The sequence below is a fragment of the Rhizobium sp. Pop5 genome (assembly GCF_024721175.1).
Lineage (GTDB): Bacteria > Pseudomonadota > Alphaproteobacteria > Rhizobiales > Rhizobiaceae > Rhizobium.
Genome location: NZ_CP099401.1, coordinates 277,072 through 297,919, shown reverse-complemented (window position 1 = coordinate 297,919; position 20,848 = coordinate 277,072). Strand labels below are relative to the sequence as shown.

The following is a 20,848-nucleotide window of genomic DNA, read 5'->3' as shown; positions in this document are numbered from 1 at the left end:
TGCAAGGTTAGCTTTAGAATCAGCGGATATAATTTGACCGGTGACTGACCGGCAAAGCCGTCCCGGCTTCCAGCGGCTGCGCCACCCTATCGATGGTGATGGCCATGCGCATGAGTTCCGCCAGGTTGTGCGCGCCCATCTTGGCCATCACGTTGGCACGGTGAACCTCTACCGTGCGTGCGCTGATGCCGAGCTGATAGGCGATCATCTTGTTCTGCAGGCCATCGAGCACGCCGGTCAGAACCTGATGTTCGCGATCCGTGAGCTGGCGAAGTCGCGCCGCAATATTCTCGGAATCGGCAAGCGTCCTGCCGGCCCGCCTCTGTCCCATCGCCGCGTTGATGGCGGCAATCAGCGCCTCTTCTCTGACCGGCTTTTCCAGGAAGTCGGACGCGCCCGCTTTCATCGCTTGAACTGCGGCTGCTATGTCGCCCTGGCCGGTAATGACGATCACAGGAACGTCCGGAGCGACACGGTGCAGGCGCTGAACCAATTCGATGCCGTCGATCTCAGGCATGCGCAGGTCCGTCACTAGGCAGTTTCGCCCGGAAAGCGGCAGCAGTTCCAGAAAGGCTTTCGCGCAGCTATGCGCGCGAACGGCAAAACCAGCCGACACCAACAGAAACGTTAGGGATCGCCGGGGCGACTCCTCGTCATCGACGAGATGGATCGTAAGGTCGTTCGCCATTGGTTGTGGTCTCCATCAGCGGAAGCGAAAATGAGAGAATTGAACCGCCTTCCCTTCTGTTGCGCGCGGTTATCCGGCCGCCATGCGCCTCGATAATGCGCTTGGACAACGCCAGACCCATGCCGAGACCCCGCGGTTTACTGGTCACGAAGGGACGAAACAGCGCCTCTTCGATCTCAGCCGCAATGCCGCAGCCATTATCGGACACATCGACAATGAGATGGGAAAAATCGTCGGTTCTGGTGCGGATCATAATATGCGGTTGCGCGATACCGTCGGTGGCCTCCACGGCATTGCGAAGGAGGTTCGTCAGCACCTGTACGATTTGGACGCGGTCGACAAGCACGGTGTCCCGCTTCGCTTCAAGCTGGAAATCGGTATCAAGTCCCTGCCGCTGCGATCCCGTTAGCGCGAACATCGTCGCCTCGCGGATCAGCGCGTGCATCGCCTCGATTTTTCTCTCGTCGGCGCCGCGCCTTGCAAATTCCCGGATGTTCTGGACGATCGTCCCTGCCCACAGGGCATGCTGAGTAATTTCCGACAAGGCTTCGCGAAGTTCCTCGCCGTGGCGGCGATGATCGTTCATCATAAGCCGGGCGCAACCTTGGGAGTAAGCGGCGATCGACGACAGCGGCTGGGACAGTTCATGCGCCAGCGTCGATGTCATTTCCCCAAGCGCGACTATTCTTGCGAGACGCGCTAGCTCGCATTGAAGCTCCTGGACCTGCTGCAACGTCTCGCGCTCCGCGCGGAAGTCCTCGAAAATCAGCGCAGAGAAGGTTTCCTCCTCCACCTGCTCTCTGATGATGGTCAGGGCGGTCGGAAACCGAATCCCGCTCTTGGTGATCGCCAGACCAGCGCGCACCGCGCCCTGGTCCGCCCAGCGCCCCTTCAGCCGAACATCCGGCGTCGGGCACCAGACGAAGTCGATCCCGTGGCCAAGCAACTCATTTTCCTCATAACCGAACAAGGCGACCGCAGCCCGGTTGCAGGTGGAAATCCGACTGTTGTCGGTGACGAAGAAAACCGCGTCCGGCATATGTTCATAGAGTTGCCGGATCCAATCCAGCCGTGGCCCGTCATCTCCCTTGCGCAATGCGCCTGACCGTTCGCGACGTGCCATTCGAGATCCCGCAAAAGAGGTTCGTCCGGAAAGATTTGAGACGACGGAACTGTATTCGGCGACATCAGGCGCCTCCATCTTGATGGACATGATGGCTTCCTCCGCCTCGTTTGAGACGTTCCCTCTCGCAGGAACCGCAGAATACCACCTCGGGAGGAGTGATCAGTGTAGTATCGGGTAGACTCTATTGTTCTCTCCTTGCAAACCAGGCCCTGCAAAACGGAACTGCCGAGGCGCTGACGGACCCCATGTTTTGGTCCGGCGTCACCTCCATTGATCCGGCTCAATGCCCTCGGCCCATTGTTCCGCTACTCTGAAGAGGAATGGGTACACGGCCATTTGAGGGAGCCGACGAAACGACAACCAGCGACGAGTGGTGGGGTCACGCATGCCGGCAGCATTAACCTGGCTTCTATATCAAATGGGCGATTGCCGGGCTGGCAGGATCCAGCCTTCCATCGCAAGCAGGGACGTAGCAGCCTCCCTACAACGCCCGGGAAGCGTCGGCAGTGGAGTGACTGGCATGCCGAACAATGGCCTTTTAGCCGGCCTGAATTCATGCATCGTCTTGGAGGGTTCGGTGATGTGGCGGTTGGTCGTCGAAGCTCCGTTCGAAGAGGATATTGAGCTCGCTGTGATCGATGGCGACGGTATCCATGCGCTGGTTTTTCCCTGCCAGCGGCTGCCTGGCGGATGGGTGAATGCCCTGACGGACGAGATGCTCGACGTTCATCCTACCCATTGGCGCGCCTGGCAGATACCGCGGCGCGCTATGTCCAACCTTCATTGAACGTGCCGCATATCCGCACGGATGACAAAGACAGTTCACCGCTTTCTTCCTAGCAAAAACATCAATCCCAGAGGGATTTTTCTCTCAAATCAGAAACGTTTGTCTGTGAGCCGGGAACGATCCGGCCCCTCGGCGACTTCGTATCAATTGCAGAGATGCTTTGAACGCGGAGCCGATCAATGAGCCGAGAACGCGGCCGCAGAAAACTGATGTTGCGCCTTCCCGATATACGCCATCTTCTGGTGGCCATGACCAATGAGACGCTCGGGGAGATGTTCGAGGCCTACGATCTTGCCGTCGATGCGCTGGAACGGTTCCGAATACAGAGGCCGAGAGAGGACAAGCTCGTCAAGGAATATGAGCAGCTCTGCTACGAAATAGAGCAGGAGGTCGTCGTCTATTGCACCAGGCGATGAACCTGCCGATGCCGCCTAGCCGAAGCGCTCGGGCTCGGCCGTGAAACCCGCGGCGGGGCTGTTTTCAGATCCTGCTGGCGGCGGCCAGGCCCAGGCTTTGAGCAGCTCGTAAAAGACGCTGAGTACCACTGGCCCGAGGAAAAGTCCCAGAAGACCATGGGAAAGCGTGCCGCCGATGACGCCGATCAGGATGACGAGCATCGGGGTCGATAGGCCCCGCGCCATCAGAATGGGTTTCAGGATATTGTCGACGACCATGATCGGCACTGCCAGGGCGGTAAAGACCAAGGCGGTTGCCGACGACCAGGAAAACCACGCCCAGACGATGACGGGCAACAGCACCAGCGCGGGTCCAAGCTGCATGAGGCAGAGCATGAAGACCGCGAAGGTGAGGGCTCCGCGCGCAGGGATGTCGAAGAAAGCAAAGCACAATCCGCAGAGCAGGGTCTGCAGAAAGGCAACGCCGATGACGCCGCGCGAGACATTGCGCACAGTGGTTCCCGCCAGCCTGGCAAATCCGACGCCTTTTTCACCGGCGATCCGGCTCGCCAGCACCTGTATCGTCGATGCAAGACGCGTAGCCTGCGTGAGAAACAGGCCGGAAAGTATGACCGAGACGACGAAGCTCAACACGCCGCCGCCGATCGAGGCAAGTTTTGTCACGACTACGCCCATGACCTCGCGGATGGGCGCTTGAAACTTGATGATGGTCGAAGCGAGATCGCCGGCGACCTGGTTCCAGATGTCGTGGAGGCGCTCGCCGACGACGGGCCATTCCTTGATGGCGGCCGGTGCTGCGGGCAGCGTAAACTCTCCCGTCCGTAGGTTGCCGATCAGCGCCTGCACGGTGTCGGCGAAGCTGACCGCAACCAGGGCAAACGGCGCGATGATCAGGACCAGACAGCCGACGACGATGATGATGGCCGCAATCACCGGTCTGTTTCCGAGCAGCCGCGAGAGCGCTGCGAACATTGGGAAAAGCGCGACTGCAAGGATCGCCGACCAGATAACGATCAATGCGAAGGGTGCGATGAGAACCATCGTCCAATAGGCGAAAAGTCCGATGATGCCCAGTCGGACGAGATCGCTTACCCTTGCCTCTATCGAAATCTGGCCGGCATCGGTCTTCCGCGCTGGCGTATCGGCTATCTGCTCCATCGCTGCGTCCGCCAAGTTTCCGGTCGGCACCGCTTATGTCGTCATATCAGGTACGACGTGGCGGATACTGTGATCCTCGACGAAGTCGCCCGGCCGCTTCTGGCGCTTCCCCAGGTCGGGCTCGTCGAATTTCAGTCGTTCATAGGGAATGGATTTCAGGAGGTGCGAGATGCAGTTGACCCGCGCACGTTTCTTGTCGTCCGAAGGCACGATCCACCATGGCGCGTGATTGCTGTCGGTCATCCGCAGCATTTCGTCATAGACGCGCGTGTAATCCCACCAGCGTTGGTAGGACTCGACGTCCATGGGACTGAGCTTCCATTGCCGCAGCGGATCGTCGATCCGGCGCCTGAAGCGGCGCTCCTGTTCTTCTTCGCTGACCGTCAGGAAATACTTGAGCAGAATGACGCCGCTTTCGACGATTGCAGCCTCGAAGCGGGGCGCGAGCTCGAGAAAGCGCTGCGCCTTCTTCTCGCTGGCGAAGCCCATGACACGGTCGACGCCAGCACGGTTATACCAGCTGCGGTCGAATATCACGATTTCACCGGCCGCCGGCAGATGAGCGATATAACGCTGCATGTAGATCTGCGACTTCTCGCGGTCGGTGGGGGCGGGCAGCGCCACGACGCGGAAAACGCGGGGACTGACCCTTTCCGTGATCCGCTTGATCATGCCGCCTTTGCCGGCGGCGTCGCGTCCCTCGAAGACGACGACGATCCTTGCGCCTGACTTCTTCACCCAGGCCTGCAGATGCGCCAGCTCCACCTGCAGCCGGCCGATCTCCTTCTCATAATCCCATGACTTCTTTTTCTTTTTTTCTTTGGCGCCGCGGGGTGCATCTTCATCGGCCTGCCGCGGCTCATAATTCTCGTCCATGGCTCTCCCTCCTTTTGTCACTAAGGTGCATTGCCTGTCGGGGCTGCATTGCCGATCTGGTCGATATCGCCGATCAGCGTCCGCAGGGCTTCCTCTCTGCCGTTGAAAATGTTCTCGGCGCCGACCATCTTGATGACGCCGGCCCGTTCGAGAATGGCGCGGCTTTCATCGCTGAGATCGGCGAAGGCGAAGATGATGCTCCGTTTCACCAGGATTTCGGCCACGGCCTCGAGCGCGGTCGCGCCGGTGCTGTCGATTTGCGTGATGGCGCTGGCGTCGAGCACCAGGCATTTGGTATCGGCGGGAAGCTCCTTTGCGACGGAGGTCAGCCGGATGCGAACGTAGTCGGCGTTGTAGAACAGGATGCTGCCCTGGACCGCGAAGACGGCCGCGCCCGGAACGGGACGGGCCTCCGAATAGCGCTTGAGATCGAAGAAACCGTGTCGTCCCTCGATGCGGCCGAGCAAGCCGTCGCGCGGAAACATCGTCTGGCGCAGCAGATAGACGAAGGTTGCGACGATAGCGACAATGACGCCATTGAGGACGCCGAAGCTGATCGCTCCCCACATGGCGATCAGCGCGAAGACGAACTCCATGCGGCTGATGCGCCATATCTTCTTGAGCTCAGGAATATCGATCAGGCTGATGGCAGCCATTGTAAGGATTGCCGCGAGCGCGGGAATGGGAAGGATGCGCAATGCACCGTGAAGGAAAACCAGCACGGCGATCAGGGCCGCGGCGGAAACCAGCCCCGCGACCTGCGAAACGCCGCCCGTCGACAGATTTATGGCGGTTCGAGAGTCCGATACGCTGACCGGAAACGAACCGAAAAGCCCAGGCGCTATATTGGCGGCGCCAAGTCCGACCAGCTCCTGATTGGCATCGACCTCGTCACCGGTCCGCGACGCGAAACTGCGTGCGGCCACAATGCCGGAGCCGAAGCTGACAAGAAAGATCGCAACCGAACCGATGACGAGCTTGTCGAGAGGCATCTCGTGAAACGGAGGCAGGAAGAAGCTTGGAAGTCCGCGCGGTATGTCCCCGACGACGGCGATGCCTTGGTCCCGAAAGTCGAAAATCGCAGAAAGAGCGACCGAGATAATGACGACGAGAATAGGACCCGGAATTCTGAAAGGGAAAAGACGAACGACCCAAAGCAGCGCGAACATGGCAAGCCCGAGAATGAGTGAGGGCCAGTGGATCAGGCTGCTCTTGGCAAGCATTTCGACAAGCGGGGAGATCAATCCGTCGGATTCGATTTTCACGCCGGTGAAACGGCCCATCTGTCCGACAAGGATGGAAAGAGATACGCCGGCGAAGAACCCGACCAGGATGGGGCGGGAAAGAAAGCTTGCGAGAACGCCAAGCTTTAGCAATTTGGCGACGAGATAACAGACGCCGACGCCGAGGGCGAGAGCCGCCGCGATGGCCACCCGGTCGCCGCCGCTCGTCGGATCGGCGGCGACGATCGCGCCCATTGCTGCGGCCAACACCGACATTGACGCCGCGTCGGGCCCGACGATCAGCAGCCGGGAAGGCCCGAAAATCGCGTAGGCAATCGGCGCGACGATGCTGGCATAAATGCCCGTTTCCGGCGGCAGACCGGCGATCGCCGGATAAGCAATAGCGCTCGGCAGGCCGACGGCGGCGATCGAGAGCCCGGCAGGGATATCGCTGCGGAGCCAATCCCTGCTGAAGCCGGTCAAGCCTCGCAACATCGGAAGACTACCTATCACCGCTGGCTCCTTATGCTCTCAACCTCTCCCTTGCCCTCTCGTTGCTCCGCTCGCATCGCCGGGAGGCACCGGGCTTTGCTTCAATGTTCAAGGAAGACGTAGTTCATCCAGGCGCTCATCCGCAGCAGCACCTTGCGGAGAATGGCGACGTGATGCCAATGATGCGTATAGACCGCGACCTCCGCGACCACGCCGCCGGGCAGTTGATATTCGTCGGTGCTTTCGAGCAGCTCGATCCGTGCCAGCGTCTGACCGGGCGACACGCGCTCGGGCGATTGCGGATCGATCAGCGCGCCGCTCGGCTGCAACTGGCCCTGGGCCATCACATCGATGACCTCTTGAACCCGCGCCTTGAATATCTTTCCCGGTACCGCCTTGAAGGAGACCTCCGCCTCATCGCCGACGCGAACGCGCTGGAGCGAATTCTGGATGAAGGCTGCCGCCAGCATGCGGTCCTGGCTGTCGATGAAGACCATGACCGGTCTGAGGGGCAGGGGATTGGCCATCATTCCAGGCCGAAGGAAAACCTGCGTGACATAACCGTCGGTCGGGGCTCGAACGACCGTCTGGTCGAGTTCGTATGTGGCATTGTTCAGCTCGGCCTGCAGCCTTGCCACCGTGGGGTTCGTGCCGTTGATCTCGGATTCATAGGCAAGCCTTGCCTGCGCGGCTTGCGCACGCGCCGTTTCGACCGCGGCCTCCGCGGTCAGGTAAATGCCGCGCCGGTTCTCGACTTCGAGTTCAGAATAGACCGCGCCTCTACCGCTCGACTTTGCATTTTCGTTCGACGCCTGGAACTTTTCAAAAGCCTGCAAGGACCTATCCCGCGAAGCCTCGGCGCCCGTGACCGCCGAATTCGCGGCATCGAGAGCGGCTTTTAACTGCAGGACGGATTGCTCGGCTTCGGCAAGTGCGGCTTTCTTCTGGTCGACCGCAAACTGGTAAGGCCGGGGATCGATGCGAAAGAGGACATCGCCCTTCTTCAGGGGCACGTTCGGCGTGACGGGAACTTCAACGACCTGGCCTCCGACGACCGGAATGACGGGAGCCGATGTGAAATAGATGCGCCCATCGCTGGAATATGGGTGATTGTAGCTCATCAGAAGCAGGAGAGCGGAGATAAGGAATATCCCCCCCAACACGGCGGTCGCGAGCGTCCACTGGTTTACCGGGATCCTGAAGATCTTGAAGATCGTCCAGCAGATCGCGGCATAGGTCAGTATCAGCAGCAGATCCATCAGGCGTTCTCCTTCTCCGGCTCAACCGTTTGCGCCTCAAGTTCGGCGATCCGTGCATGGAGACGGGCAATTTCCGCATTCGCTTCGGCTTCCGGCGACAGCTTTCCGTCGCGGCGAATGCCCCAGCCACGATCCTCGCGGTAGATCGTCGCCCAGATGAACAGGAACGGCCAGATCGCATGAAGCGTGAAGAGGCTGACCCATCCGGCAACATGTATAGCGTCCTGATGAGGGTGATTTCGCGCCTTGGCCATGAGATGAGGAATGTCGTGGATCGCAATCACCGCGTAAAACAGGGTGACGACGACAAAGACCAGCACGCCCAAGGCAAAATAGTCCAGAAACACGGCCGCTCCCTTCCGGCCGGCATGGCCGAGCCGTTTGATCGCTATCGACGGCGAATATTAGGCCCGTTTAGGCCCAGAGGCCCGTAGCATCGCGTAACCTCTATCGGGATGTTGGAATCCGAACCGTTCAGCGGAGATCGTCTACGCATAAAGTAGCGAAAGGTGATCGGCGAGGCGGATGCCGTTCGAGCCCTATGCCTCGAACCCGGCTGCCGTAGGTTCGCGTATTTTACGCCTACCGCCGACGCGGCTGTTATATAGTTTCCACATCTGCTGAGCGCAGTTCGGCGGCGGGGGCGGAGATGGGGTCGGGAGAAAGCGGTTCGACATATTTGTCCGCCCTGGAGACGGCCGAGACTTATTTTCCCGAGCAGAAGCGGCTTGTGCAGCGGCTTTTCTATGTAAGCGAGGCTTTTCACAGCATGTGCGAGGATCTCGCTGATGCCGCACAGGCCCTGGCGCATGTCGAGCGGCTGCCCGAGACGGTTCGAGAGGCACGGCGGCTGGAATATGCAGGGCTCGTCGAAGCCCTGCAGAAAGAGATGGGGGAGGCGATCGCCCAATCGAAAATAGTCATGCTCCGGCGGCCGCCACCGACCGGCCCGAAGCCCCTGTGAGCGCATATCTGTCATTCAACTGATCCAAGGGAGGTTCACGCGATGAAAGCAATTTCCCGCAAGCTGCTTGGCGGCCGACTAATCGGTGGATTATCGGCTCTGGCAATCATTGCGTTGCAGCCAGCCTTCCCGGTGCGAGCCCAGGCTCCTGCGCCGGCAGCCGCGCCTGCTCAGACGAGTGTCGAACAGCCTGCAACTACGCTCCTCTCAGACGATGAACTGGAAGTGCTTGTGGCGCGCATCGCGCTCTATCCGGACGAGCTGGTCGCGGCCATCTCGGCCGCCTCGCTCTTTCCAGTCCAGATCATCGAGGCGCAGCGCTTCCTGGAGGCGAAAAAGAAGAATTCCGACCTCAAGCCGAAGAGCGAATGGGACGGCAGCGTCGTTTCCCTGCTCAACTATCCCGATATTGTGAAGATGATGAGTGAGGATCTCGATTGGACCCAATCGCTGGCCGATGCCCTCGCCAATCAGCAGAAGGACGTCTTGATTGCCATTCAGCAGCTTCGCGACGAGGCGGTGGCAAAGAACATCATCAAGACAGACGACAAGGTGACCGTCGTTACCGAAAACGATAACATCATCATCCGGCCGACCGATCCCGAGAAGATCTATATCCCGCAGTATCCGCCGGAAATGCTCTACGAACCGGGCTATGCGTCCGAGCCGATTTCCTATTATCCCGACTACTACGACAACTACTACTATCCCGGCGCAGGGTTCTTTGCCGCCGCGGTCACCGGGCTGACCTGGGCGGCCATCGTCAACTGGGACGACTGGGGCGTGTGGGGCGGCCGCTGGGGTGGCGATATCGACATCGATTGCAACAACTGCCTGAACAACCGCAACTTCAACGGAAAGATGAAGTGGAACGACGTCGATTGGAGCAACGTCGACCGCAGCAAGCTCAGCATCGGCAAGGATCAGCTTGCGAAGATAGACCGGTCGGCGATCAAATCGGGCCTTCAGGCCGACAATCGCAACCAGTTGCGCAACAGGGCTGCCGACCTCCAGGCGACCCAGAGGCCCGGCAACAGGGGGACGTCAGCGCGTGCGGAAGACATCCGCAAAGGAACGGTGCAAGGCCTGAAGAACAAGCCGCAGGCAAAGACGCTGGGAGCAGCGGGCAATCGGCCGAACGCATCGCGGCCCGAGGCGCGCCCGCAGAACGCGGCCAATCGCCCGAACAAGCCCGCGCAGAAATCCGTCAACAGATCCAACAAGCCGCAGATGGGCGCCAGACCCGACAATCGTGGGCGCCAGCCGAGCGCTCTCGGCAACCCTCAGTCCGGTCGCCGGGAGGCCATCTCCTCGAACCGCGGCGCGCAGAGCATGGGCGCCCATCGCCAGTCGGCCCGTCCGCCCCAGCATCGCCCGCGCCCGCAAGGCGGTGGCGGCCGCGGCGGTGGCGGCCGTGGTGGCGGCGGTCGCGGCGGCGGCGGACGGCGGTGAGACCTCTTTCCAGCTCAGGGAGTGATATTATGAGACGCCAATCGACCGTAATTCCGCTCATCTTCGCAGCAGCGCTTTGCACGATGTCGGCAACACCGGCGCTTTCGCAGGCGCAGACGGACCTGACCGAATACAAGGCGGCAACGCCGCCGCCGGAATTCGACAGTCCCTCGCTTGCCCTCGACAGGCTGAAATCGGTACTCGCCTCCAACAATATCGAGGATCTCGCCGGCCTGCTCGGTTTGAAGGCGGACAAACTGCGTTCCAACAATGGGGCGATGATTGCCTACGGATTGATCCGCGAAGGCGCGGAGCGGCAGGCGGCTTTGCGGGATTTCCAAGGCATGAAGATCGTCACGATCGGCGACCGGCTCTGGCCCCTGCCGTTTCCGCTGACGGAGGGCAAGGACGGCAAATGGTCCTTCAATACACAGCGCGGCCTGGAGGAGATCATCAATCGCCGCGTCGGTGAAAACGAACTCGCCACCATCGACACCATGCACGAATATGTCGCGGCCCAGTATCAATTTGCCTCCGAAGATCGCGACGGCAATGGGATCTATGAATTCGCACAGAAGCTGATCAGCAGTCCGGGCAAGCTTGACGGCTTGTACTGGGATCCGAGCGTCTATCCCGAGGAGAGCCCGGCAAGCGCGCTGGTCGAAACGGCCGCCTTCGGCGCCGCCAAGCGCGGGGAGGGCTATTTCGGCTATCGCTATCGCATTCTGACCTCCCAGGGAGACAACGTCGTCGGGGGCAAGCAAAGCTATATTGTCAACGGCTACATGACCGGCGGCTTTGCGCTGATCGCCTGGCCGGTCAAATACAGGGTCACCGGCGTTCAGACATTCATGGTCAATGGGATGAGCGTCATCTACCAGCGCGATCTGGGGCCGGCGACGCAAGAGCGGGCTGCGGCGATCAAGGATTTCAACCCGGATGCGAACTGGACTCCCGTAAGCGAGTAGGATTCTCAAAGCGCCGGCGTCCTTGCGGACGGCCGGCGCTCCCATTCTTTTCAGACGGGCGGGGAGGGCACTGCAATGCTTCACGGACCCGGAATTTTCGCCCGAACTCCGTCGCTCAGTTCGATACTTCTCGGCTCCGTTCAGTCGACAGGCGGTTCCCAGGTGAGGAAGAAGCCCACGTCACCGGGCATGCCGCCGGGAAAATTGATGATCATCGCCTTGAGCCCATAGCCCTGAGGCTTGGCGACCTCCTCGAACAGATCCAGAAGTTCCTTTGCCTTTCCCTGCAGCGTTTTCTGCCATCCGGGAAGGTTATTATTGATGGCCCGGCCGCTATCTGCGCAGAACGTCGATGGGAAACTGTAGATCAGCGCCTCGTATTTGCCGTCTGCGGCCGCCTTCATCACCAGCCGCTTAATGACGGCGCGTTCCGTTTCACCGATGTGCTTGCGGAAAAAATCCTCGACGAATTCGGCGTGTTTCTTCGCCTCGCGCGCCTTGATCTTGTCGCTGCGCTCCATTTCCAGAAGCTGAAGCTCCAGAGCGCGTTTGCGCAGATCCTCTGCGCTGGTCATGGGATGGGATGTGGACGTTTCAGGTGATGTCATCGCCGCCTCCTCCAGAATGCATGGGCGATGATAAAGCGCAGGGACAGGCGAAGGCAGTAAAATACACGTCCGCTCCGGTAGGATACGGTATCCTACGCTGACATGGCGCCGACGAAGATTTGGCCCCACTGTCAGCAGATCCAATGAATTAGCCTTATCTAAATTAGCTAATTTCCCCGAATAACGTTGCCGTCCCGTCGACTCGGGTCTATCGTCCATGACAGCATGCTGCAGGTTGTGCGCAATCGGAGTCTGGGGGAGCCGATGACAAATGCAGGCATCGACAGGGCTAGCAGCAGCATCCCTTCGCACGAAGAGGTGCAGCAGCAACTTGAGCGTATCCTGTCCAGCCCCGAGTTCCGTCTTCCCGAACGGGCGAGGCGATTCCTTGAATTCGTGGTGACCGAAACGCTTGCCGGCCGTCGCGATTACCTGAAAGCCTTTACCATCGCGCAGGCCGTTTTCGGCAGAGACGCGAATTTCGACGCGCAGCAGGATCCATGCGTGCGTATCGAAGCGGGGCGGCTGCGCCGAGAGCTGGAACATTATTACCTGACCGCTGGCGGCGCCGACCGGATCGTCATCACTGTTCCCAGAGGCGGATATGCGCCGGTCTTCGACGTGAGGCAGGGCGCAGAGCCCGCATATATGCCGCAAACCGGAAAGTCCGGTCGGCCGCCACCCGCAGGAGATGATGGGCGGCAAGTCAACCTGGCCGGAGATACGATCAGCCGAGACAGGACGAACCGGCGCCTGTCACCACCCCGATATTGGCTTTTTGCAGCAGGCGCGGTGGTTGTCTTCGTCGCCGCGGCAGCGATGTTTCAATATGTGAGGTCATTCAATACCGGAAATGAGAGGCTGCCGGGAGCTGTCAGCCGTCCCACGATCGTTGTCGAGCGCTTCGAAAGCGGCTCGGATAGCAGAGCTGCAGCCGACATCTCCCAGGGCATCACCGACGACATCATCGAAAAACTTGTTCCCTTCAACGACATTGTCGTCGTCGCCGTTTTGCCGCGAAACAGAGAGGGCCAGGCTTTGACGCAGCCGCTCTACGCCCTCCAGGGAAGCATCAGGCTGGAAGGCAGCACGCTGCGCTCGACAGCCAGGCTTGTGCGGCGCGCGGACGGAGCCGTCATCTGGGCGAACAATTACGATGCCGATATGCAGGTGCAGGGCATATTGAAAACGCAGGCGAGCCTCGCCGAGGACATCGCGACGGCGGTCGCACGTCCGTTCGGCGTCATCTTCCAGACGGACACTGCCAGTATTGCCGGAAGCGACGCCTTTTCATGCATTCTGTCCTACTACAGCTATCGCAGCGAGATGACCCCGCAGGCGCATGACGTGGCGAAAGCCTGCCTGCGACGGGCTGTCGAAAAGATGCCCGATGATTCCAATGTCGCCGCTTTTCTTTCGCTGACCCATCTCGACGAGTTCCGCTTTGCTTACCAGCTGGATACGAAACCGACCGCCGACACGCTCAACATTGCCAAGGCGCTTGCCGAACGCGCCGTGCAACTCGACCCGAAAAATGCGCGCGCGCTGCAGGCTCTGATGCTCGCCAACTTCTTTGGAAACGATCCGGCCGGAGCCTTACGCGCAGGCGAGGCTGCCTATGCCAGCAATCCGAACGATACCGAAGTGGCAGGCGAATACGGCCTGCGCCTGTCGATGTCGGGAAAATGGGACAGAGGCTGCGAACTGATTTCCGAGGCCGTCAGCAGGAATGCCGGACCACGAGGATATTACGAGGTGGGAATGGCGCTCTGCGCCTTCATGCGAGGCGATACGCAGGCTGCGGAATTATGGTCCCGCATGTCGGACCTGAATTACAATCCTATGCATCGCCTAGTCTTGCTCTCAATTCTCGGCGCCATGGGAAAAACGACCGAGGCAAAGGAGCAAATCGCCTGGATCGAAGCCCGGTCGCCTGCGTTGATCCCGAACGTCAGGCGGGAGGTCGTCCGGCGGCTGGCGCGGTCCGAAGACCAGCAGCGTTTCTTCGCCGGACTGGAGGCCGCCGGCCTGCCCGTGCCAGACGGCGAGGCCCCGAAGAACTGATCAATCCCAATGTGCGACCACTTGAGACATCCCCAGACCGGTTCGGCGGGACGATAGTGCGATCATAGCCTCGCTCAGAATTTCGTATCGAGCATTGTCTATCAGTGCGGCGCCATCCGCTCTTCCGCTAGCGGACGTGAGCCCATAAACCCTAGTGCGGCTAGGCCAGCATACCGGTTGCAAAAATGCTTGTTATCCCACGCAGCTTAAATGCCGGCTCACTGGTTCGAGTCGGCTCAACTGCACTTATGCCTCGATCAGCCGTTGAGCCGTGAATTTGTCGGTGACCAGCATGTCAACCACGCCTGCGCGCAATGCTCCGGATATGGCTGCGATCTTTTTCGAGCCTCCTGCCAAGGCGATTACCCGATCAACGCGACCGAGTTCCTCGAGAGACAGGCCAATCACACGCTCGTCGAGAGGAGTCTTCACTGGCCTCCCTTCGGCATTAAAGAATCGAAGCGAAATGTCGCCGACAGCACCTGCTTCGGCCAAGTCGCGGAGTTCCTGCGATGAAAAAATATTGCCGGATCGCGCCAGTAGTTCTGAAGGCTCGACTGCCCCGATGCCGACTATTGCAAGGGTAATGCTGCTAAAGAGATCCATCGTCTCTCGGACAAAAGGATCAGCCATCATCAGAAGTTTGGCTTCTCTTGACGACGTCACGCCTTGCACCGGAAGCAGCTTTGGTTCCGCGCCAGTGAGCCGGGCCAGACGTGTCGTCAGCTGAGTGGCATGGGTCTGGACAGAGGGATCTCCCATCCCACCCAGAGTCTGAACGATGAATTTCGCCTGCGCACTCTTTTGTGGGTGAATATTCTCTACCATCTTGAAGATGGTCTGGCTCCAGCTCGACACACCGACGATCTCCCCAGGTGCGAGCGTGACCTCCAGAAGGTGGGCTGCTGCTTCACCGATCCGGGCCATGATAGCGCCGTCCCGGTCCTCGCTGCACTCAACCACGATTGCTTCCGGAAGGTCGAACTTTTGCCGCAGCGCTCCTTCCAGTTCGCTATAGGTGCCGACCGGCGGGATGACGCTGGTGCGAACGATGTCCTCCGTCTCAGCCCTCTTCAGCATTCTCGAGACCGTGGCTTGAGACAATCGCAGATGCTGTGCGATCTCCGCCTGTCGCCGCCCTTCGATGTGGTACATCTGGGCGACCCTGGAAATCAGGCGGAGTTCGTTGAGGCGGGACATGGGCGATACCGGCTTGAATTTTTATTCACATTTAACCGCTGTCGGTCGCGACGTCGAGCGGGCCAGTGCATCATTCCATGTATTGAGAAGGCCGATGCGATCGATCTCTTCGGGGCGGATCACTTCGGTGTTTCTCGGCAGCGTCTCGATCGCGTCGAGATCCTTCCACAGGCCGAGCGAAAGCCCGGCGAGATAGGCGGCACCGAGAGCGGAAGCCTCCGGCGCCTCGCACTGGATGACGGCATGCTCGATCAGGTTCGACACGCATTGCATCAGGAAACGGTTCTGGCTGGGACCGCCGTCGACATAGAGAGCGCCGAGTTTGCCGCCGCTCTGGGCGCGCATGGCGGCGATCACGTCGTGCACCTGGCAGGCAATCGAATCCGTCACCGAGCGGGCCATCTGGGCGCGGGTAGTGGAAAAGTTAATCTGAGCGAAGAGGGCGCGGGCGTCGGAGTTCCAGTAGGGGGCGCCGAGGCCGACGAAGGCCGGCACAAATCCCGGTCCGCCCGGCTCGGCCGTCGCAGCAAGGTCGACAAGGGCGGCCACATCGGGAAGGCCCAGAATGCCGGCCATCCACGGAAGGCTTGCGGCCGAAACGAGAATGTTGCCTTCGAAGGCGAAGGTCGGCACGCCGGCGATCCGCCAGGCGACCGTTGTGGTTATGCCGTTTTGCGGCGCGATGAAGCGCGGCAACGTCGTCATGACGGAGGAGCCGGTTCCGAACGTCACCTTGCCGTCGCCGGGCTTGAAGGCGCCATGACCGAAGAGCGCCGCATGGCTGTCGCCGATGGCGGAGCGGATCGGTGTGCCATCGGCAATGCCGGGAAGTCCGCGCGTCGTACCGAAATCGGCAGAGCTGTCGAGCACTTCGGGCAACATGGCGATATCGACGCCAAAAATCTGGCCGAGTTCCTCGCTCCAGACCTGCCCATTGAGGTCGAGCAACTGGCTGCGGGCGGCATTGGAGGCATCGCAGACGTGACGGCCGCCACCCGTCAGGCAATGGATCAGCCAACTGTCGATTGTGCCGAGATGAACCCGGCGCCCGGCCGGCACGCGATCGAGCAGCCAGCGGAATTTCGATCCGGGAAACATCGGGTCGAGGGGAAGGCCCGTCAGCGCTTCCACGCGGTCGAGATGACCTTCGGCGATCAGGCGCTCGCAATCCGGCGCGGTGCGGCGGCACTGCCAGCTCAGTACCGGACCCAGTGCTTCGCCGGTCTCAGCATCCCAGACCGTGACAGATTCGCGCTGGTTGGACACCCCTACCGCCTCGACAGTGACCTCGGAAGCTTTGTTCAGGCAGGTCTCGATCGCTTCGCAAACGGAGGCAAAAATGCGGCGGGGATCCTGCTCCACCCAGCCCGATTGCGGATAGGAGATGCCGACGCCAGCCGAGCCTCTGGCAAGCACCTCTCCTGTTTCGGAAACCAGAACTGCCTTCGAATTGGTGGTGCCCTGGTCAATCGCCAGAATAGCCCGCATCATCTGCTCCTCAAATGAACGGCCGGGGCGGATGCGCACCCCGGCGCAATAAACCTGCTATCAGATTATTTGCGCTTGATCAGCGCTTGGGCCGCATCGGCGATCGCCGCCGGCGCCATGCCGAATTCGTCGAGGAGAAATTCGGCCGAACCCGTTGGCGCGTAGATGCCAGGAACGCCAAGACGCTTCATCGGCACGGGCGCGTTGTCGACCACCACTTCGGCGACGGCGGAACCGAGGCCGCCGAAGATCGAATGTTCTTCCGCCGTCACGATCGCGCCAGTCTCGTTGGCTGCAGCAATGATGGCGGCCTCGTCGATCGGGCGCACGTTCGCCATGTTGAGCACGCGCGCCTTGATGCCACGCCCGGCCAGGATTTCGGCCGCCTTCATCATGCGGTGGGTCAGCGTGCCGTTGGCAATCAGCGTGACATCTAAGCCTTCGCGCAACAGGTTCGCCTTGCCGACTTCGAACTTGTGACCTTCGGGCAGCAGATCCGGGACGCCGACGCGCGAGAGGCGCAGGAAGCAGGGACCATTGTAGCTTGCGGCCCACTCGACGGCGGCGGCAGTCTCGATCCGGTCACAGGGGGCGATGACGGGCAGATTCGGCAGCACGCGCGTCCAGGCGAAATCCTCGATTGAATGGTGGGTCGGGCCCAGTTCGCCATAAGCCATCCCCGAGGAAATACCGACGAGTTTGACGTTGGCGTTCGAGTAGGAAATGTCGGCCTTGATCTGCTCGAGCGATCGGCCGGTCAGGAACGGCGAAGCACCGCAGACATAGGGCAGGCGTCCGCCATTGGCGAGACCGGCGCCGACGCCGACCATGTTTTGTTCGGCAATGCCGACATTGACGAGGCGATCAGGAAATTTCGACTTGAAACCGCCGAGCTTGGAGGAGCCGACCGAGTCGTTGCAGACGGCAACGATGGTTTCATTCTCGGCGGCCAGCCGCTCGAGCGTCGCGGCAAAGGCATCGCGGCAGTCATAGAGCTTCGGTGGATTTACGGGCGCGTTCATTAGAGTGCCTCCGACAGTTCTGCCAATGCGGTTTCATACTGTTCTTTGCTCGGAACCTTGTGATGCCAATCGACACGATCCTGCATGAACGAGATGCCATGGCCCTTGTTGGTGTGCGCGACGATGCAATGGGGGCGGTCGGAGCGATGCTCGAGAGCCGGCACGATCGCATGCATGTCATTGCCGTTGATTTCGCTGACCTCCCAGCCGAAGGCCTCGAGCTTGGGACGAAGCGGCGCGAGATCGTTGGTGTCCGAGAGCGAAGCGCCCTGCTGGAACCTGTTGTGGTCGATGACCAGCGTCAGGTTGTTCAGGCGGAACTGGTATGCCGCCATGATGGCTTCCCAGTTCGAGCCTTCCTGCATCTCTCCGTCACCGGTAATGACATAGGTGTGGTATTTAGCGCCCGAGAGTTTCGCCGCCATGGCCATGCCGACGGCGACAGGCAGCCCGTGTCCCAAAGGCCCGGTGTTGGTTTCGACGCCCGGCACCTTGTTACAGTTGGGGTGGCCGTTCAGTCGGGAATGCGGCTTCAGGAAGGTCGAGATTTCCTCTTCCGGAATGAAGCCGCGCTTGGCGAGCGCGACATAAAGCGCGCAGGCCGTATGCCCCTTCGACAGCACGAACCTGTCGCGATCGGGATGTCTGGGCTGATCGGGCCAGATACGCAGCACACGGAAGTATAACGCGGTGAGGAGATCGATCACCGACATCTCGCCACCAATATGGCCAGCTCCTGCCTCGTACACGGCCTGAAGGTCGCGCAGACGTATCTGGCGAGCAACACGTTCAAGTTCGGAAGGCTCCATCGTTTCCTCTTGTGCATAAATATTCATATGGTTATATTTTTGCATAACGATGAGCTTAGTCAACCCCCTTATTGATCATTGCGCCTCACATGTAACCCGGAAACCCGGTTGACAGCATCTAAGCAAGTTGTTAATGAATTTTCCAGCAGAAGTGAATAAATATTCTACTCTGAAGAAATATTGGCCGCCGGCCTTAATCCCAGGGAGGAACGATGGTGGCGATCGACGTGAATGAACAGAGCCGTCCGTCCGGTACGTGGGTCAGCAAGCTCACGGGAGCAACCGGTCCGCTTGTCGGATTGCTTTTGCTCTGCCTGTTCCTGACCTTCAGCGCTGATGCATTTCTCTCCGTCCGCAATGGTCTGAACATTCTCGACCAGATCACCGTGCTCGGGATCATGGCGGTGGGCATGACGTTCGTGATCCTGATCGGAGGCATCGACCTTTCGGTTGGTTCGGTCCTGGCTCTCGCGATGATGGTGATGGGCTGGACGGCGAATGTCGCTGGTCTGCCGCTCGCCGTCGGGATCGTGCTGGCGCTCATTGCCTCAATGATCAGTGGCCTGATCGTCGGCATCATGGTCACCTGGTTCAGGGTGCCCGCCTTTATCGCGACGCTTGCTATGATGTCGGCAGCACGCGGCGTGGCGAATATGATCACCGACGGCCAGCAGATCGTGGGATTCCCAGATTGGTTCATGATGCTGGCGATCGATCGTCATTTCGGCGTTCTGACCGCAACCGTCTTCCTAATGCTCGCTGTCGCGGCCGCCGCCTGGGTCTTTCTTCACTTTCGCGCTGAAGGTCGCATGCTCTATGCGGTCGGCGGCAATTCCGAAGTGGCGCGCCTTGCCGGCATCAACGTTCAGCTGGTGACCGTTCTCGTCTATGTCGTCAGCGCGCTTCTGGCGGGTCTTGCCGGCATCGTGCTTGCCGCCCGCCTTGACTCCGCCCAGCCGTCGAGCGGTTTCGGCTACGAGCTCGACACGATTGCAGCCGTCGTCATCGGCGGAACCTCGCTGTCGGGAGGCGCCGGCGGTATCGGTGGCACGCTGATCGGCGTCCTGATCATTGGCGTGCTACGCAACGGCCTCAACCTGCTCAACGTTTCGCCCTTCCTGCAGCAGGTCATCATTGGCGTCGTCATCGTTCTCGCAGTCGGTGCGGAAACGATCCGGAAGCGGCGGGCTGCCTGATGTTCGGCCCGCAGATGGTGCGGGCTGCAAGAAATTCCTCTCCGAAAGGTTTGGAGCGGAGCGATTGCCCGAAGGGGAGGATACCCGAGGGTTTACTAACAACGGAGGAACTGACATGAAATTTGCGCGCACTCTGCTCGCGTCCGCCGCCCTGCTTGGCCTTAGCCTCGGGTCCGTTCACGCAGCCGAAGTCAAGAAACTCGGCCTTGCCGTCGCCAACCTGCAGGCGAACTTCTTCAACCAGATCAAGCAGTCGGTCGAAGCTGAAGCCAAGAAGCGTGGCATCGAGGTCGTCACGGTTGACGCCAAGGGCGACGGCCCGACCCAGGTCAACCAGATCCAGGACCTTCTGACTCAGAAGATTGATGCCCTGATCTACATCCCAGCGGGCGCTGCCGCGGCCACCGTGCCGGTCAAGCTTGCCAAGAACGCCGGCATTCCGGTCGTGAACGTCGATCGCAATGCCGAAGGTGCTCCGGGCGATACCTTTCTGGCGACGGACTCCGTAGCCTCCGCCAAGGCGGTTTGCGACTACCTTCTGAAGCAGGCCGGCGGCAAGGGCAAAATGGTGATCATTCACGGCCAGAAGGGTACGACGCCGGAAGTCGATCGGTCCAAAGGCTGCGGTGAGTCCCTTAAGGCAAATCCCGACGTGAAGGTCGTTGCGGAGCAGTACTCGAACATCTGGAGCCAGGATGAAGGTTTCCAGATCATGCAGAACATGCTGCAGGCAAATCCCGACGTGTCGATCGTCTTCGCTCAGGCCGACGGCCTTGCACTTGGCGCTGCGCAGGCAATCAAAATCGCCAATCCCTCGCAGAAGATCATCGTCGGCGGCTTTGACGGTGATACCGCGGCGCTCGAAGCCCTTAGCAAGGGTGTCTTCGCGGTGACGGCGACGCAGCAGACGCAGAAGATGGGCCGCGACGCCGTTGAAAACGCCATAAAGCTCGTCGCCGGTGAAAAGGTTCCGCCGGTCCAGCTTCTCGATGCGACCCTGACGACCAAGGAAAACGTGGCAGGCTTCATCGCCAACCATCCGTAATCAGCCG

The 20,848-nt window shown here is 60.3% G+C and carries 20 protein-coding genes; 8 read left to right on the top strand and 12 right to left on the bottom strand.

Features of this window, described 5'->3' with window-relative positions; translation table 11 throughout:
• Positions 1-19: 19 nt before the first annotated feature.
• Together fixJ and NE852_RS27125 are read right to left on the bottom strand one after the other, a co-directional pair.
• The gene (fixJ, locus tag NE852_RS27130) at positions 20-688 is read right to left on the bottom strand and encodes a response regulator FixJ (protein WP_008529791.1); all 669 of its coding nucleotides are present in this window, start codon (positions 686-688) and stop codon (positions 20-22) included.
• Positions 654-1,901: a sensor histidine kinase gene (locus NE852_RS27125; RefSeq protein WP_258156861.1), complete on the bottom strand. Its 1,248-nt coding sequence runs from the start codon at positions 1,899-1,901 to the stop codon at positions 654-656. The genes fixJ and NE852_RS27125 overlap by 35 nt, the downstream gene beginning before the upstream one ends.
• A 493-nt stretch (positions 1,902-2,394) precedes the next feature.
• On the opposite strand from NE852_RS27125, the gene NE852_RS27120 reads away from it, so the two are divergent.
• A complete protein-coding gene (locus NE852_RS27120) occupies positions 2,395-2,601 on the top strand; it encodes a hypothetical protein (protein ID WP_037172443.1) in 207 nt (68 codons plus the stop codon).
• A gap of 179 nt (positions 2,602-2,780) precedes the next feature.
• Entirely contained in the window at positions 2,781-3,017 is a 237-nt protein-coding gene (locus NE852_RS27115) for a hypothetical protein (RefSeq protein WP_008529782.1), read from the top strand.
• Between the two features lie 15 nt (positions 3,018-3,032).
• On the opposite strand, the gene NE852_RS27110 is transcribed toward NE852_RS27115, so the two are convergent.
• The 5 genes from NE852_RS27110 to NE852_RS27090 all read right to left on the bottom strand — a co-directional run bounded on the left by NE852_RS27110 (position 3,033) and on the right by NE852_RS27090 (position 8,372).
• Positions 3,033-4,175 carry an AI-2E family transporter gene (locus NE852_RS27110; RefSeq protein WP_008529781.1) on the bottom strand — a complete coding sequence of 381 codons (1,143 nt, stop codon included), beginning with the start codon at positions 4,173-4,175 and terminating at the stop codon, positions 3,033-3,035.
• Between the two features lie 33 nt (positions 4,176-4,208).
• Entirely contained in the window at positions 4,209-5,051 is an 843-nt protein-coding gene (ppk2, locus tag NE852_RS27105) for a polyphosphate kinase 2 (RefSeq protein ID WP_008529780.1), read from the bottom strand.
• 20 nt (positions 5,052-5,071) lie between these two features.
• Positions 5,072-6,787, bottom strand: a complete 1,716-nt coding sequence (locus NE852_RS27100; protein ID WP_037172440.1) for a SulP family inorganic anion transporter — start codon at positions 6,785-6,787, stop codon at positions 5,072-5,074.
• An 80-nt stretch (positions 6,788-6,867) separates the two neighbouring features.
• Entirely contained in the window at positions 6,868-8,025 is a 1,158-nt protein-coding gene (locus NE852_RS27095; protein WP_008529778.1) for an HlyD family secretion protein, read from the bottom strand.
• Positions 8,025-8,372 carry a DUF3302 domain-containing protein gene (locus NE852_RS27090; RefSeq protein WP_008529776.1) on the bottom strand — a complete coding sequence of 116 codons (348 nt, stop codon included), beginning with the start codon at positions 8,370-8,372 and terminating at the stop codon, positions 8,025-8,027. Before NE852_RS27090 ends, NE852_RS27095 begins: the two co-directional genes overlap by 1 nt.
• Positions 8,373-8,674: 302 nt before the next feature.
• On the opposite strand from NE852_RS27090, the gene NE852_RS27085 reads away from it, so the two are divergent.
• From NE852_RS27085 to NE852_RS27075, 3 genes are read left to right on the top strand one after another with little or no spacing between them, the layout of a single operon-like run.
• On the top strand, positions 8,675-8,989 hold the full coding sequence (locus NE852_RS27085) for a hypothetical protein (protein ID WP_037172437.1): 315 nt from the start codon (positions 8,675-8,677) through the stop codon (positions 8,987-8,989).
• A 42-nt stretch (positions 8,990-9,031) separates the two neighbouring features.
• Positions 9,032-10,441: a DUF3300 domain-containing protein gene (locus NE852_RS27080; RefSeq protein ID WP_258156860.1), complete on the top strand. Its 1,410-nt coding sequence runs from the start codon at positions 9,032-9,034 to the stop codon at positions 10,439-10,441.
• Between the two features lie 29 nt (positions 10,442-10,470).
• Entirely contained in the window at positions 10,471-11,409 is a 939-nt protein-coding gene (locus NE852_RS27075; protein ID WP_008529767.1) for a DUF2950 family protein, read from the top strand.
• Between the two features lie 140 nt (positions 11,410-11,549).
• Here the strand turns inward: NE852_RS27075 and NE852_RS27070 are convergent, their stop codons facing one another.
• Entirely contained in the window at positions 11,550-12,017 is a 468-nt protein-coding gene (locus tag NE852_RS27070) for a hypothetical protein (protein WP_037172429.1), read from the bottom strand.
• A gap of 264 nt (positions 12,018-12,281) precedes the next feature.
• On the opposite strand from NE852_RS27070, the gene NE852_RS27065 reads away from it, so the two are divergent.
• Positions 12,282-14,081, top strand: coding sequence for a hypothetical protein (locus NE852_RS27065; RefSeq protein WP_258156859.1), 1,800 nt, complete (start codon positions 12,282-12,284; stop codon positions 14,079-14,081).
• A 246-nt stretch (positions 14,082-14,327) separates the two neighbouring features.
• On the opposite strand, the gene NE852_RS27060 is transcribed toward NE852_RS27065, so the two are convergent.
• From NE852_RS27060 to NE852_RS27045, 4 genes are all read right to left on the bottom strand, one after another.
• Positions 14,328-15,281: a sugar-binding transcriptional regulator gene (locus tag NE852_RS27060; RefSeq protein ID WP_008529761.1), complete on the bottom strand. Its 954-nt coding sequence runs from the start codon at positions 15,279-15,281 to the stop codon at positions 14,328-14,330.
• A 21-nt stretch (positions 15,282-15,302) separates the two neighbouring features.
• On the bottom strand, positions 15,303-16,769 hold the full coding sequence (locus NE852_RS27055) for an FGGY family carbohydrate kinase (RefSeq protein ID WP_258156962.1): 1,467 nt from the start codon (positions 16,767-16,769) through the stop codon (positions 15,303-15,305).
• Between the two features lie 65 nt (positions 16,770-16,834).
• Positions 16,835-17,791: a transketolase family protein gene (locus tag NE852_RS27050; RefSeq protein WP_008529753.1), complete on the bottom strand. Its 957-nt coding sequence runs from the start codon at positions 17,789-17,791 to the stop codon at positions 16,835-16,837.
• Positions 17,791-18,600: a transketolase gene (locus NE852_RS27045; protein ID WP_008529752.1), complete on the bottom strand. Its 810-nt coding sequence runs from the start codon at positions 18,598-18,600 to the stop codon at positions 17,791-17,793. Before NE852_RS27045 ends, NE852_RS27050 begins: the two co-directional genes overlap by 1 nt.
• A 212-nt stretch (positions 18,601-18,812) precedes the next feature.
• On the opposite strand from NE852_RS27045, the gene NE852_RS27040 reads away from it, so the two are divergent.
• Both NE852_RS27040 and NE852_RS27035 read left to right on the top strand, forming a co-directional pair.
• Positions 18,813-19,796 (top strand): ABC transporter permease, encoded by a 984-nt coding sequence (locus tag NE852_RS27040; protein WP_008529751.1) that lies wholly within the window; start codon positions 18,813-18,815, stop codon positions 19,794-19,796.
• Between the two features lie 115 nt (positions 19,797-19,911).
• Positions 19,912-20,841 (top strand): sugar ABC transporter substrate-binding protein, encoded by a 930-nt coding sequence (locus tag NE852_RS27035; protein WP_008529750.1) that lies wholly within the window; start codon positions 19,912-19,914, stop codon positions 20,839-20,841.
• Positions 20,842-20,848 lie beyond the last annotated feature (7 nt).